Below are 13,963 nucleotides of genomic sequence, written 5' to 3' on the forward strand. Positions count from 1 at the left end.
CGCCTGTCAGCATGTTTGAGGGCATGCACGATCTGTCCCGTGCAGGACAGCGGCAATTGAGTGCGCCCTCAGGCCGAGCGCCGCTGTTCGCGCTGGATCGAGCGCTCGACCTCGGGGGCCGGAAGATCGAACTGGCCGCGCTGGTCGCGCCGCAGACGCTGGGCGAAGCGCACACCGATGCGGTTCTCCGCACACCAGCGCACCTCCGCATCGACCGCCAGCCGCTCGCTCAGCGCGACGCGGAAAACCGTGCCCTCGGGCACGTTCCACAGACCTTCGATCAGCGCGCCCTGTGACGAGATGTTGCGGATCGTGCCATTGTAGAAATCCTCGCCGTGCTGCAGCACCACCCGGCGCAGCATCGCCTGGCGCGGCTCGCGCGCGGCGCGCGGACCGCTGGGGCGGGCCTTCAGCCCTTCTTCCAGCCGCGCATCGGCCTCTGCAGTGGAGAGCGGCTTGGAATAGATATAGCCCTGGATGTGGCTGCATCCGTGCATCCTGATCAGCTCCAGCTCGTCGAGCGTCTCGACACCCTCGGCGGTGGTGTCCATTCCAAGCGCATTGGCAAGGCTGGAGATCGCCGCGATGATCGCGCCATTGCGGCTGCCCGGCATGGTCGCCCCGCGCACGAAGCCCTGATCGATCTTGATCTTGTCGAACGGCGCGTTCTTCAGATAGCCGAGCGAGGAATAGCCGGTTCCGAAATCGTCCAGCGCCAGCCGCACGCCGACCGCCTTGAGCGCGGCGAAGGTCGCATCGGTACCCTCGCTGTCGTCGAGGAACACACTCTCGGTAATCTCCAGCTCCAAACGCGAGGGGCAGATGCCCGCCTTGGCAATGGCGTCGGCAATCACCCCGGGCAGCGCCGGATCGGCAAACTGCAGCGGCGACACGTTGACCGCGCAGCGCACCGATTTCGGCCAGCGAGCCAGATCGCTGCAGGCCTGGCGGATGGCCCATTCGCCCATCGCCACGATCAGCCCCGCATCTTCGGCCACGGGGACGAATTTTTCCGGGCTGATCCAGCCCTGCTTGGGATGGTTCCAGCGCATCAGCGCCTCGAACCCGCTGATCTCTTCGGTCGCCGTGTTGACCACCGGCTGGTAATGCAATTGCAGGCCGCCGGTGTCGATCGCCAGCCGCAGCTCTTCTTCCAGCTGGTTACGCTCGCGCGCGGCGACGTGGAGATCGTCGGAGAACACGCGATAGCGCCCGCGGCCAGCGTCCTTTGCCGCATACAGCGCAAGATCCGCGCTGCGAACCAGCCGCTCGCTGGTGCCGCCATGCTCGGGCGCGATCGCAATGCCGACCGACGCGCCGATGACGGCACGGTTGCCATCGATCGAATAAGGCTGCGAGAGCGAGTGAATGATATCGTTGCCCAGCTGTTCGAGGCGTGCCTTTTCGCAACGCTTCGGGATCAGCACCTGGAACTCGTCGCCGCCGATCCGGCCGACCGTGCCGAGATCGCCGACCACCTTTTCCAGCCGCCGCGCGACCTGGTTGAGCAGGGCATCACCTGTCGGATGGCCGAAGGTGTCGTTGACATGCTTGAACCGGTCGAGGTCGAGCATCAGGATCGAGCACACCCGCTGGGCCGGATTGCGATGGGTCAGCAGCTTGGACAGCGCCTGGCTGAGCGCGTGGCGGTTGGCGAGCCCGGTCAGCGAATCGTACAGCGCCAGGCGAGAGGCATGTTCGGCGCTGCGTCGACGCTCGGTCAGATCGGTGCCCGAGCCGCGGAAACCACAGAAATTCTCAAACGAATCGAAGATCGGACGACCGTTGACCGACCACCACACCGTGCCGTCGCCAGCGCGCCCCTCGCCCCTGACCGGCAGTTCGTGGAACGGAGAGTGGGCGGTGAAGTGGAACTTGATCGTGCGTTCGGCGTCGCGGTCGCCGGGATCGACCTCGAACACGCTGGTGAACACCTTGCCCAGCAGGTCTTCGTGATCGAAGCCATAGCGCTCGGCAAAAACTTCGGAGATGTAAACGATCCGCCCGTGCTTGTCGGTTTCCCAGAACCAGCCCTGCCCGGTCGCCTCGTAATCGCGCAGGATGTCGATCGAGCGATTGCGGCTGCGCTCTTCCGCCTGCCGCTCTTCCTCGCTGCGCCGGTCGTAGCGTTCCTGGAACAGGGCGATGCCCACCGCGACAAGGATCGCAAGCGGAAGGGCAACCACGGCCATGTGATCGTTATAGGCGATGGAGTGAACCGCAATCGGCAGCCATATCCCGATCTTGACGAACAGCATCGGGAACGGCCGCCCCGCAAGGAATACCGCGGCCATACTTCCCGCAAGGATCAGCGTAGCGATCCCGAAGCCCAGTGGCAGGCCTCCATGGAACATCCATTCGGCATAGGCATAGCCGACCAGCAGGTGCGGGATCAGGCCGAAGGCGGTAGTCACCGACAGGCGCCGAACCCTGCCTGTGTCGCGAACGAGCCGGGAGAGGGAGAAAAGCAACGCCGAAAGAAGCACTGCGACCAGCGAGGTGATCGGCGGATAGGATTGGGCAATCAATCCGTTGCCCAGCGCGCCTGCCAGAGCCATTGCGCCCAGCACGGGCCATTGCGAGGGCAGCGCGGGTGCGTCGTCGCTCAGGCTCAGCCCTCGCGCGCGCGCGAAAGCATCGGCTTCGTTGCTTTTGGTGGGCAGGCCGCTGCGACGGCGCTCGCTAGCGGTCGCGTCGCCTTCAGGCGATCGCACCGCTGCCAATGCCCGTCTTTCCGTACGCGTACCCTGCTGCATCCTGAACCCTATGCCTGAAACCGGCTGGAGAAGGATTAACCATCGGGGTTAGCGGCAGGTTAAAGCCGGTTTTGGCGGCCCATGAAGGGCCAACAGACGCCGCGTGCTTGTGTTGCGGCGCAGCAAGCGCCATCACTGCGCCCCCGAGAGGGAAAAACCGCCTTTGCAGGCGGCGCGAAGCGTCGAAACACGGCGTCTTTTTCGATTTTTGTTTATAACTTTCAAGGCCTTGAAGAATGATGCGCTTTACGGACATGGACCTGCGCCTGCCCGGCTGGGGCCTGTTTGGCGGTACCGCGCGCAGTCAGCCGAGCAAGCACCTGCGGGGCAAGCCGGGCGGCCCGTTGAGCGCGGATGTATCCTTCGAGACGGTTGACGGGATTGAGCTGCGGGTGGCGCGCTGGCGGCTCGATGCGCCCTGCGCGCACCCCCCGCTGCTGTTCTTCAACGGGATCGGCGCGAACATCGAAGCGGTCGCTCCCTTGGCGGAAACGCTGACCGACCGGGGTTTTATCATGTTCGACATGCCGGGCACGGGGGAATCGCCCGATCCGGTGCTGCCGTATAATCCCTTTACCATGAGTTCGACGGCCGCAGGCGTGCTGAAGCGCTTCGGGCTTGAGACGGTCGATGTGATGGGGATGAGCTGGGGCGGCGCGATGGCGCAGCAGTTCGCCCTGCAATACACCAGCCGCGTACGGCGCGTGGTGCTGGCCGCGACCTCTCCAGGCATGCTGATGATCCCGGGCGACCCGGCGATGTTGGCGCAGATGGCCGATCCCTTCTCTGGCATCAACGCCATGCTGCGCAGCGAATACCTGATGGCGCTGGAGAATGCGGACGAGACAAGGCGCGCGCGCCATTCCATCGGCAATATCACCGCGCCCAGCAGCACCGGCTATTTCTATCAGCTGATGGCGCTGGCCGGGTGGACCTCGCTGCCTGCCCTCCCCTTCCTCGACAAGCCGGTGCTGGTGATGATGGGAGAGAACGATCCGATCGTGCCACTCGCCAATGGCAGGCTGCTCGCCGGTGCGATTCCCGATGCCCGGCTGGAAGTGTTCGAAGGCGCAGGCCACCTGTTCCTGATGACCCACCCCGAGCGGGCGATAGACCTGCTGCGCGAGTTTCTGGGTTAGCGCAAACGGCCACCACCCCGCCGCAGCAGGACCGGATCACTTCCCCGACAGCGCCTCTCCGGCGGCAATCATTGCGTCTGCCATCTGTTCGGATTCGGCCACGCAGCGGGTCTGGATGCTCTCGTAGTCCTCCGCCACCTCGGCTGCCAGTTCCTCGGTCATGACCGATCGCAGGCTGTCGACGCCCAGTTGCGAGGTCAGCTTGCCGGAGAAGTAACCGACCAGCGCATAGAGCCCGGTCGCAATCGAGTAGTCGCGGTCCTTTTCGTCCTCGTATTGGCCGAGCGCGATGGAGTACACCATCAGACACTGCGCATCGTCGCGCACGGATGCGGCGGCCGGTGCGGGCAATGCTGCGGAGGCCGCGGCCAAGGTCGCGATGGCGACGCCCGTTTTGCGAAAGGTCATGAAAATCCTGCTCCCCATATGAAATTCTATCTGGCCAGCGCGCGCCGCCGCTCGTCTTCCTCCAGCACGCGCAGCGCGGTCCGAAATTCGAGCGCTGCGGTACAATGCTCGGGCGGGACGGCCTTGGCGTACCACACGGCATAGCGGCGGTCCGGGATCAAGGATAGCGCGACGGCGAAGGGTGCCCGGGTCGCCTCGGCCACCTGCCTCCCGGCGTCCAGATCCACCCCCAGCGGCGGCAGCGCCCTCATCCGCGCGAACTCACCGCGCATGCTCGCCTCGATCCTGTCGGACTTGGCGTTGTCGAGATGGGAATAGCGCTCGATCCCCTTCAGGCTTTCGCGCAGATCCGACACGCCGATCATCAGTTCGATGCACCGCTCCGTGTCCTCGTACACCGTCTGGCTCATCCGCGAGGAGAGGCAGCGCACTGCATCGGGGTTCCGGTCCACGTTCTCGCTGGTCGTCGCGGCGACGATCGCCGGGCAGTCGTCGGAACCGACCGGAGTCGCTCCCGACAGCAGCAACAGAACTAGGAAGCCAGATGGCATGGCGAAATTCCTTTCGCCAGCAAGCCTAGCCCCGGGTCACCGGCCGGAGCCAGTGACAAGGGCGGTTAGGTTTCTACACCCGCATCGGCATCAGGACGTACAGCGCCGGGCTGTTCTCGTCCCGACGGATCAACGTGGGAGCACCCGCATCGGCGAGGTGGAGTTCCACCGTGTCGCTGTCGATCTGGCCGAGGATATCCTTCAGGTAGTTGGCGTTGAAGCCGATCTCGAACCCTTCGGCCTTGTACTCGGCGGCGATCTCTTCGGCTGCCGTGCCGTTGTCGGGACTGGTGACCGACAGGGTCACCTTGTCCTCGTCCAGCCCCATCTTGACCGCACGGGTCTTTTCCGTGGCGATGGTCGCGACACGGTCGACGCCCTGGAAAAAGGCCTTGGGGTCGAGCCTGAGCAGCTTGTCATTGCCGGTGGGAATCACGCGGCTGTAATCGGGGAAGGTGCCGTCGATCAGCTTGCTGGTCAGGACCACCCCGCCCTCGCCGCCCAGCGCGAAGCGGATCTTGCTCGCCGAAAGGTCGATCTGGACGTTTGAATCGAGTGCTTCTTCAAGCAGCTTGCGCAGTTCGCCGACCGCTTTGCGCGGGACGATCACGTCGGGCATGCCTTCCGCGCCTTCGGGCCGGTCGAGCGTGTAGCGCGCCAGCCGGTGGCCGTCGGTCGCCGCGGCCTTCAGGACCGGGCGCGCCTCGTCCGACACGTGCAGGAAGATACCGTTCAGGTAGTAGCGCGTTTCCTCGGTGCTGATCGCGAAACGGGTGCGGTCGATCATCTCGGCCAGCTCGCGCGCGGGCAGCTCGAAACTGGTCGGCAGCTCGCCCTCGACGATCACCGGGAAGTCGTCGCGCGGCAGGGTGGGCAGCTGGAAGCGGCTGCGCCCGGCCTTCACCACCATGCGGTTGTCGGCGGTTTCCAGGCTGACCTGGCTGCCATCGGGCAGCTTGCGCGCGATGTCGAACAGCAGGTGGGCGGAGACGGTGATCGCACCGGCGCTTTCGACGCTCGCGGCGGTCATGGTTTCGACCACCTGCAGGTCGAGGTCGGTCGCCATCACCTTCACGCCGCCGCCTGCGTCGGCGTCGATCAGCACGTTGCTGAGGATCGGGATCGTGTTGCGGCGCTCCACCACGGACTGCACGTGGGACAGGCAGCGGAGCAGCGTGGCGCGTTCGATGGTGGCCTTCATCGGTCCTTCTCTCGTCTCATAAGCGCTTGGAATGCGGCGCGACTCCCCCTCGAGTCTGCCTTGGCGCGAGAAATCTTATCCGGTTTCCTTATCGCGCCTGCACTTAGGGGCAAGCTGCAAGCGCGAGTCCACCCGGATTGCTGGGGATAAGGGGTTGAGGGCGGTTAGGCTAGCCGTTGGTGTTGTCGATGCGCGCCAGTCCCGCCCCGCAACACCTAGCCGAGCATCGCCATCCCGCCATTGACGTGCAGCGTCTGCCCGGTGACGTAGGCTGCTTCGTCGCTGGCAAGGTAGGCCACGGCAGCGCCGATTTCGTCGCCTTCGCCCATGCGGCCCGCCGGAATGCGCGCTTCGATGGCCGCCTTCTGCTTGTCGTCCAGCGCATCGGTCATCGCGGTGCGGATGAATCCGGGGGCAACGCAGTTGACGGTGATTCCCCGGGTGGCGAGTTCCTGCGCAAGGCTTTTCGACATGCCCGTCAGGCCGGCCTTGGCCGCCGAGTAGTTCATCTGCCCGGGATTGCCCGTCGCGCCCACGACGCTGGTGATCGAGATGATCCGGCCATGACGCGCCTTCATCATCGGGCGCGCGGCGGCGCGCATCAGGCGGAAGGCGGCTTCCAGATTGATCCGGATCACCTGATCCCACTCGTCATCCTTCATCCGCATGGCGAGATTGTCTCGCGTGATCCCGGCATTGTTTACCAGGATGTCGACCTTGCCGAGCGTGTCGATCGTCGCGGGGATCAGTTCCTCGACACTGGTCGAATTGGACAGGTCGCAGGTGATCTCGACATGCGCGCCGCTATCATGCGCGTATTCGTCGTTGAGCTGGTCGCGAAACGCGCGCAGCTTGTCGCCGTTGGAGCCCGACAGCGCAAGGCGCGCGCCCTGCGATGCGAGGGCACGGGCGATCGCCGAACCGATCCCGCCGCTTGCGCCGGTGACCAGCGCGGTCTTTCCTTCAAGTGAGAACATCAGGCCAGTTCCTTCGCCAGCGCTTCGAGGTCTTCCATGGTGATCGCACTGGTCACCTTCGCGTCCTTGTCGGTGCGGCCGACCATGGGGCCGAGCACCTTGCCGCCCAGCTCCACGAACTGCTCCACCCCGTCCGCGCGCATCGCCAGCACGCTTTCGCGCCAGCGCACGCGGCCGGTGATCTGATCGACCAGCAGGGCCTTTTCCTCGTCCGAGTCGGCCACTTTCGCGGCGGTCACATTGGCGTAGAGCGGCAGGTCCATCGCCGAAGGCGGCGTGTTTTCCAGCGCCAGCTTCATCCGCTGCGCGGCGGGCTTCATCAGCGAGCAGTGGAACGGTGCAGAGACCGCGATCTTGATCGCACGCTTGGCCCCGTATTCCTTCGCCATGTCGAGCACCCGGTCGATCGCCTGCGCGTGGCCCGACAGCACGACCTGCGAGGGGTCGTTGTCGTTGGCGATCTCGCAAACCTGACCTTCGGCAGCGGCTTCGGCCAGCTTTTGCGCGGTTTCGATATCGGAGCCCAGCAGCGCGGCCATGGAGCCGACGCCGATCGGCACGGCATCCTGCATCGCGATGCCGCGCAGGCGCAGCAGCTTGGCGGTTTCGGTCAGCGAGAAGGCGTTGACCGCACACAGCGCGGTATATTCGCCCAGCGAATGCCCGGCGACGCAATCGCCCGCATCCTTCAGCTTCATACCGAAGTCCTTCTCCAGCACGCGCAGCGCGGCGATGGCATTGGCCATGATCGCGGGCTGAGCATTGGAGGTCAGCGTGAGTTCGGCATCAGGCCCTTCGCGCATCAGCGTGAACAGCTTCTGGTTCAGCGCGTCGTCGACTTCCTGAAAGGTCTCGCGCGCGGCGGCGCTGGCTTCGGCGAGGTCGGCACCCATGCCGACCTTTTGGCTCCCCTGCCCGGGGAAGATGAAAGCTCGCATAATATCTCCTTGTTGCCTGCGGCCTAGGAACCGCGAGCGGGGCTGGCAAGGCCGAAGGGGACGATCCGATTGGCGGCGGTATGGCCGATTTCGGCCCGGCCGAGGTATGGGATACCCGCCCGCGCGCACCAGAACTGTGCGATTTCCTCTGCGCTCATGCCGAATTCCCGGTCGTTCTCCGGCACGTTGCTGACTGCGCCCAGCCTCAACCCCGCGACCCGTGGCAGGGTGTTGGACAGGCTGAAGAACAGCCGGTCGACCGCGTAGAGATGCTCGCTCACCTCCTCGACCATCACCACATGGCCCGAAAGATCGGGCAGCATCGGTGTATCGACCATCATCGCCAGCGTAATGAGGTTGAAGGCCACCGTGGGCGTCTTGCCGTCAAGGCTCGGCTCCAGCCCGCTGCCATCGCCCGAAAACCAGCGCAGCACGCGGCGCACCGCCTCGCGCCCATGCTCGCTGCGTGCGCTGACCGGCATCGAGCCGTGGACCGGCTGGCCGATCCCTGCGCGGTAGAGCGCGGCGAGCATGTAGCCCATGTCCGAAAAGCCGACATAGGTCTTCTGCCGCGCGGCATCGTTCATCTGCGCCACCGCCGCCTGTGCGATCCGGTTCGATCCGTAGCCGCCCTTGGCGAACCACACCGCGTCAAACTGCGGATCGTTCGCGCAGTCGAGCAGCGCGGTCAGCCGTTGCAGATCGGTCCCGGCGAAGTGCCCCCAGCTTTCGAAGCATTGCGGGTGCACGTAGACGCTGTGTTCGGGAAACTCATCCGCGACCAGCTGCTCGATCGCGGCGGCATGGTCGGGCGTGATGGCGGTGGCGGGCGCGCAGATGGCGATGCGGGTCATGTTTTCGCTGTACCCGCCAAACCCACCCCCGTCATCCCCGCGCAGGCGGGGATCCCGCTTCCTGCGACCAAAAGCGTCACCCCCGCCTGCGCGGGGGTGACGAGTTGGTCTAATGACAATAGTGCTGACCTCATGACCGACCTGCCCGACCCCACCGCCGACCTGACCGCCCGCCCCTGGTTCTTCTGCGGGATCGGCGGATCGGGCATGCAGCCGCTCGCCGCGATCCTGAAAGGGCGCGGGGCGGAGGTCGCGGGATCGGACCGCAGCTTCGACCAGGGCCGCACGCCAGAGAAATTCGCCGCGCTGGAGCGCCAAGGCTTCCAGCTATTCCCGCAGAACGGCAGCGGGATCACGCGGCCCGAGCAGGTGCTGGTGGCGAGCGCAGCGGTGGAAGACACCGTGCCCGAAGTCGTCCGCGCAAAGGAGCTCGGCCTACCGCGCCTGACCCGCGCCGACCTCAACGCAGCGCTGTTCAACGCGGCAGAAACCGGCGTCGCGGTCGCGGGCACCAGCGGCAAGTCGACCGTCACCGGTATGCTCGGCTGGATCCTGCACCATGCGGGCAAAAACCCCACGATCATGAACGGCGCGGTGATGAAGAACTTCGTCAGCGACGACCGCCCCTTCGCCAGCGCGGTGGTCGGCGATGCGGATCTCTATGTGTCGGAGGTCGACGAAAGCGACGGCTCGATCGCGCAATACAAGCCTGCCGTGGGCATCCTGTTGAACGTGTCGCTCGACCACAAGAGCATGGACGAGTTGCGCCAGCTTTTCGGAGATTTCCTCGAGGCGTCGGACCGCAGCGTGGTCAATGCCGACGACGAGGAAGCCTTCCGCCTCGTCGCCCACGCCAATGCCCCGCTGACCTTCGGCGTGACCAATGGCTGCGCGGCACTCGGCATCGTCGAGGGCAGCATTGCAGAGGGGCCGACGCGGCAGGCTGCGATGGTCCACGACAAGCGCGACGACAGCCAGCACGCGCTGACGCTGAACCTGCCGGGACGGCACAACCTGTCGAACGCGCTGGCGGCCATCGCCGGGGCGAATGCGGCGGGCGTTTCGGTGGCCGATGCGGTCGCGGCGCTGGCCGAGTTCAAGGGGCTGGCAAGGCGGTTCGATATCGTCGGTACGTCCTCCTCAGGCGTGACCGTGATCGACGACTTCGGTCACAACCCGGAGAAAGCCGCGGCAACCCTGCGCACGCTGAAAGCACACGAAGGGCGCGTGCTCGCCTTCTTCCAGCCGCATGGCTACGGGCCGCTCAAACAGATGGGCGGCGAACTGGCCGAGACCTTCGCCCGCGAACTCGGCCCCGAAGATATCAGCCTGCTGTGCGACCCGGTCTATTTCGGCGGCACGGTAGACCGCTCCGAGGGCAGCGAGCGGATCGTCGACCTGATCGCGAAACACGGCGGAAAGGCGATTCACATCAACACGCGCGAAGGCTGCGGCGACTGGCTGGTGGCGAACGCCCGGCCCGGCGACCGCATCGCGATCATGGGCGCGCGCGATGACACGCTGAGTGTGTTTGCGAAGGATGTGCTGGAGCGCTTGGGGTGACGATTTATCTCCGCAGCTGGATTGCCTATTCAATTTGGTTGTCGTCTTGGCTTGTATTGGCCAGCTTACTGATTTTTGCCCCGGAGCTGCTTTTCGATAAGCCCTATATCGGTGGAGGAATCTTCGCTCTGTTTCTCGGTATACCGTTACTCGTTCGGTATGCTTCGCCGTGTCCCCATTGCGGGGAGCCCGCATTCGGACAACCAGGCGGGATCAGTCATCTGGGTCTTAGCGCAATTCCTCCTCGCCGAAGGTGTGAGTTCTGTGACGAAGACTTACATTCTTAGGGTCACGCCATCTTTTCCCATCATCGAGCCTCGCAATGACCATCTACCAGCGCGCCCGCCGCCATGCGCTCAAAATGCTGCTCGGCGTGGCGATCGGCGTGGTGTTCATCATCGCGGTCGATGCGTGGATCGGCCATTCGAGCGTCGCCTTCGCGATCGTGATCTTCGGCCTTTTTATGGCCAATATCGGCATCCTCGGCTTCAACTGCCCGAACTGCCGCAAGAACCTGTTCTTTCGCGGCCCGCTGATGCTGCCGTGGCCGAACAAGACCTGCAGCCGCTGCGGCACGGACCTTGCGAAGGAGCCCTGGCGCGGCGCCTAGTGCGCGCCCTCGCCGCTTTCCTCGCCATCCTCGTGCCCCACGCCGAACACCTTGTGCAGCACGAAAAAGATCACCGTACCCAATACCAGCCCGAGTAGCGCGGACGAGGTCGCATAGGCCACCCAGCCGAGCACGCCGCCCAGCGCGCCGGTGGTACTCTCCACCGCATGCTCCAGCCCGTGCGCCGCGCCGTAGAGCGGCTGGAAGCCCAGTTCGTGCGTGCCGTGCAGGATGATCCCCCCTCCGACCCACAGCATCGCCGCCGTTCCCACAACCGACAGGATCGTGAGGATATGCGGCATCGCGTTGAGCATCACCTTGCCCACCTTCTTCGCGAAATCGCCGGGCTTCTTCATCAGGTGCAGGCCGATATCGTCCAGCTTCACGATCAGCGCGACCGCGCCGTAAATGCCCACGGTCACTGCCAGCCCGACCAGTGCCAGTACCACCGCACGCGTCACGAAGGTTTCCGCCGCCACCTCGTTCAGCGCGATCGCCATGATCTCCGCCGACAGGATCAGGTCGGTGCGGATCGCGCCGTCGACGCGTTTCTTCTCGAACGCCTTCTCGTCCTTGATGGGCTCATCCACGGTCTTGCCATGCTTGTCGCCTGTCAGCTTCTCGACGATCTTCTCCGCCCCTTCGTACGAGAGGTAGCAACCGCCCAGCATCAGGATGAAGACAATCGCCTGCGGCAGAAACTCGCTCAGCAGCAAGGCACCGGGCAACAGGATCAGAAGCTTGTTCTTGATACTGCCCAGCGCGATCTTGCCGATAATCGGCAGTTCACGCGCGGGCGAAAAGCCGGTGACGTAGCTGGGCGTCACCGCCGCATCGTCAATCACCACGCCCGCAGTCTTGGTGCCCGCCCGCCCAGCCGCCGCCGCGACATCGTCGACCGAGGCCGCCGCCGCGCGTGCGATTATCGATACGTCGTCAAGCAATGCTGCCAAGCCACCGGGCACGCTATTCTCCTAGTTCAGTCTATAATCTCAAGCGTATGACGGCGGCCTCGAGCGTCCGTTCCGACCGTGCTTTGAAAAACGTGCGTTGCGTCAGCACGTCGCGTCTGCCTGAACACGGCAATAAGGTTGTCGGCCTCATCGAATGTGCAGAATACCTCGAGGGCGCGATCGGCCGAGACCATCGCATTGCCGACTCTACCGAAGGTCAGGAAACCCTCAGAAAGGTGGGAGTCACGACATGACTGGACAGTTGGCAGATCGGTTGCCTCGGCAAGGAATACCGCACTGGAAGAGGTTCGAGAGGGAGCCCCGCAAGCAACGAGCTGACATGCAGCGAGAATCGTGGCTGCAAGTGTCGGAAGTTTAGACATAGACATCCCCTGAGCTTGCGACCGACACAGTGACTGCCCGCCGCGACACCATCCCACAAGCCTTGCATTATCCCACGATCCAGCTATGTGCCCCGCTTCCCTGCTGTGGGTGACGGCCCGCAGTGGGGAAACCAAGAAAGCCGGAGGGGCCCCGCGATCCGCGCGGGATTAGCCAGCGATCGGCAGCAATGTGAAAGGAAAAGGCATGGCTCTGTACGAGCATGTATTCCTTGCGCGCCAGGATTTGAGCCAGTCGCAAGTCGACGCTCTGGCCGCGCAAGCCACCGAGATTATCGAGTCGAACGAAGGCAAGGTCACCAAGACGGAGACCTGGGGTCTGAAGAACCTCGCCTACAAGATCGACCGCAACCGCAAGGCCCACTTCGTTCTGCTGAACATCGAAGGCCCCGGTGCGATGGTCGCCGAACTCGAGCGGCAGACCCGCATCAACGAAGACGTCATCCGCTACATGACCATCCGCGTGGACGAACACGAGGAAGGCCCCTCGGCGATGATGCGCAAGAACGAACGTGATTCCAAGAAGCGCCGCGAGCGCTCCGATCGGGGAGACGACTAATGGCCCGCCCGTTTTTCCGCCGCCGCAAGACCTGCCCGTTCTCGGGCAAGAATGCTCCGGTCATCGACTACAAGGACGTGCGTCTGCTGCAGGGCTTCATGTCCGAGCGTGGCAAGATCGTGCCCAGCCGCATCACCGCCGTCAGCGCGAAGAAGCAGCGTGAACTCGCCAAGGCGATCAAGCGCGCGCGCCACATCGGCCTTCTTCCCTACGTCGTGAAGTAAGAGGAGCAGAGACATGGATATCATCCTCCTCGAACGTATCGGCAATCTGGGCAGCATCGGCGACGTCGTGACCGTCAAGGACGGCTACGCACGCAACTTCCTGCTGCCGCAGAAGAAGGCGCTGCGCGCCAACGCCGCCAACAAGAAGGTCTTCGAAGCGAACCGCGAACGCCTGGAAAAGGAAAACGCGGAACGTCGCGGCGAAGCCGAAAAGGCTGGCGAGAAGATCGCCGGTGCCGAAATCGTCCTGATCCGTGCGTCGTCGAACGCCGGCCAGCTGTATGGTTCGGTCAACGTGCGCGACATCGTGGCGGGCCTCGAAGCCCAGGGCCACGAAGTCGACAAGCGTCAGGTCGTGATGGGCAGCCCGATCAAGACCATCGGCATGCACGACGTCACCGTTGCGCTGCACCCCGAGGTGCACGTGATCGTGAAGGCCAACGTCGCCCGTTCGGACGACGAAGCCGAACTGCAGAGCCAGGGCGTCGACGTCCTCGCCCAGATGTTCGAAGACGAACAGCGGGAAATCGAGGAAGCGGCTTCCGAGAACAAGATCGACCCGAATCTCGAGCCGGGCGAAATCCCTGCCGAGCTGATGGAAGACGGCGTGAGCACGCCCGAAGGCCAGTCGACCACCGAATCGCTGATCGAAGCGACCGAGCCGGAAACGAGCTCGGACGAGGTTGCGCCCAAGGGCGAATAAGCCTCGCGCATCGCGCAGCTAGTAAAAGGGCCGCTCGCACCCCGGTGCGCAGCGGCCTTTTTCTTGGGGATCGGTGCTGGGCGCCCCTCGCCCGGCCCGCCTGCGATCGTGCCGGCCCGAGCGCGA

15 protein-coding genes are annotated in these 13,963 nt (G+C 64.5%); 6 read left to right on the plus strand and 9 right to left on the minus strand.

Features of this window, described 5'->3' with window-relative positions; translation table 11 throughout:
- Positions 1-68 precede the first annotated feature (68 nt).
- Both VO57_013605 and VO57_013610 read right to left on the minus strand, forming a co-directional pair.
- The gene (locus tag VO57_013605) at positions 69-2,714 is read right to left on the minus strand and encodes an EAL domain-containing protein (protein XBL69155.1); all 2,646 of its coding nucleotides are present in this window, start codon (positions 2,712-2,714) and stop codon (positions 69-71) included.
- On the minus strand, positions 2,701-3,012 hold the full coding sequence (locus tag VO57_013610; protein ID XBL69156.1) for a hypothetical protein: 312 nt from the start codon (positions 3,010-3,012) through the stop codon (positions 2,701-2,703). Before VO57_013610 ends, VO57_013605 begins: the two co-directional genes overlap by 14 nt.
- Between VO57_013610 and VO57_013615 the strand changes: the two genes are divergently transcribed.
- Positions 2,993-3,895 (plus strand): alpha/beta hydrolase, encoded by a 903-nt coding sequence (locus VO57_013615; protein XBL69157.1) that lies wholly within the window; start codon positions 2,993-2,995, stop codon positions 3,893-3,895. The genes VO57_013610 and VO57_013615 overlap by 20 nt on opposite strands.
- A gap of 36 nt (positions 3,896-3,931) precedes the next feature.
- Here VO57_013615 and VO57_013620 read toward each other — a convergent pair whose 3' ends face one another.
- The 6 genes from VO57_013620 to VO57_013645 all read right to left on the minus strand — a co-directional run bounded on the left by VO57_013620 (position 3,932) and on the right by VO57_013645 (position 8,824).
- Entirely contained in the window at positions 3,932-4,303 is a 372-nt protein-coding gene (locus VO57_013620) for a hypothetical protein (protein ID XBL69158.1), read from the minus strand.
- Between the two features lie 26 nt (positions 4,304-4,329).
- Complete coding sequence (locus tag VO57_013625; protein ID XBL69159.1) at positions 4,330-4,854, minus strand: hypothetical protein; 525 nt, start codon at positions 4,852-4,854, stop codon at positions 4,330-4,332.
- Between the two features lie 73 nt (positions 4,855-4,927).
- Complete coding sequence (dnaN, locus tag VO57_013630; GenBank protein ID XBL69160.1) at positions 4,928-6,055, minus strand: DNA polymerase III subunit beta; 1,128 nt, start codon at positions 6,053-6,055, stop codon at positions 4,928-4,930.
- A 215-nt stretch (positions 6,056-6,270) separates the two neighbouring features.
- Complete coding sequence (gene fabG, locus VO57_013635; GenBank protein XBL69161.1) at positions 6,271-7,032, minus strand: 3-oxoacyl-[acyl-carrier-protein] reductase; 762 nt, start codon at positions 7,030-7,032, stop codon at positions 6,271-6,273.
- A complete protein-coding gene (gene fabD, locus VO57_013640) occupies positions 7,032-7,970 on the minus strand; it encodes an ACP S-malonyltransferase (GenBank protein ID XBL69162.1) in 939 nt (312 codons plus the stop codon). Before fabD ends, fabG begins: the two co-directional genes overlap by 1 nt.
- Before the next feature lie 23 nt (positions 7,971-7,993).
- Entirely contained in the window at positions 7,994-8,824 is an 831-nt protein-coding gene (locus VO57_013645) for an LD-carboxypeptidase (GenBank protein ID XBL69163.1), read from the minus strand.
- Between the two features lie 132 nt (positions 8,825-8,956).
- On the opposite strand from VO57_013645, the gene VO57_013650 reads away from it, so the two are divergent.
- Together VO57_013650 and VO57_013655 are read left to right on the plus strand one after the other, a co-directional pair.
- On the plus strand, positions 8,957-10,387 hold the full coding sequence (locus VO57_013650) for a Mur ligase family protein (protein ID XBL69164.1): 1,431 nt from the start codon (positions 8,957-8,959) through the stop codon (positions 10,385-10,387).
- Between the two features lie 322 nt (positions 10,388-10,709).
- On the plus strand, positions 10,710-10,997 hold the full coding sequence (locus VO57_013655) for a hypothetical protein (GenBank protein XBL69165.1): 288 nt from the start codon (positions 10,710-10,712) through the stop codon (positions 10,995-10,997).
- Here the strand turns inward: VO57_013655 and VO57_013660 are convergent.
- Positions 10,994-11,962 (minus strand): DUF808 domain-containing protein, encoded by a 969-nt coding sequence (locus tag VO57_013660; protein ID XBL69166.1) that lies wholly within the window; start codon positions 11,960-11,962, stop codon positions 10,994-10,996. The two genes, VO57_013655 and VO57_013660, sit on opposite strands and share 4 nt — an antisense overlap.
- Before the next feature lie 576 nt (positions 11,963-12,538).
- Between VO57_013660 and rpsF the strand changes: the two genes are divergently transcribed.
- The 3 genes from rpsF to rplI are packed head-to-tail and all read left to right on the plus strand — an operon-like array spanning position 12,539 to position 13,837.
- On the plus strand, positions 12,539-12,910 hold the full coding sequence (rpsF, locus tag VO57_013665) for a 30S ribosomal protein S6 (GenBank protein XBL69167.1): 372 nt from the start codon (positions 12,539-12,541) through the stop codon (positions 12,908-12,910).
- On the plus strand, positions 12,910-13,134 hold the full coding sequence (gene rpsR / locus VO57_013670) for a 30S ribosomal protein S18 (GenBank protein XBL69168.1): 225 nt from the start codon (positions 12,910-12,912) through the stop codon (positions 13,132-13,134). The genes rpsF and rpsR overlap by 1 nt, the downstream gene beginning before the upstream one ends.
- A gap of 13 nt (positions 13,135-13,147) precedes the next feature.
- On the plus strand, positions 13,148-13,837 hold the full coding sequence (gene rplI, locus VO57_013675) for a 50S ribosomal protein L9 (protein ID XBL69169.1): 690 nt from the start codon (positions 13,148-13,150) through the stop codon (positions 13,835-13,837).
- Positions 13,838-13,963: the final 126 nt, after the last annotated feature.

The sequence above is a fragment of the Citromicrobium bathyomarinum genome, assembly GCA_001306305.2.
GTDB classification, from domain to species: domain Bacteria; phylum Pseudomonadota; class Alphaproteobacteria; order Sphingomonadales; family Sphingomonadaceae; genus Alteriqipengyuania; species Alteriqipengyuania bathyomarina.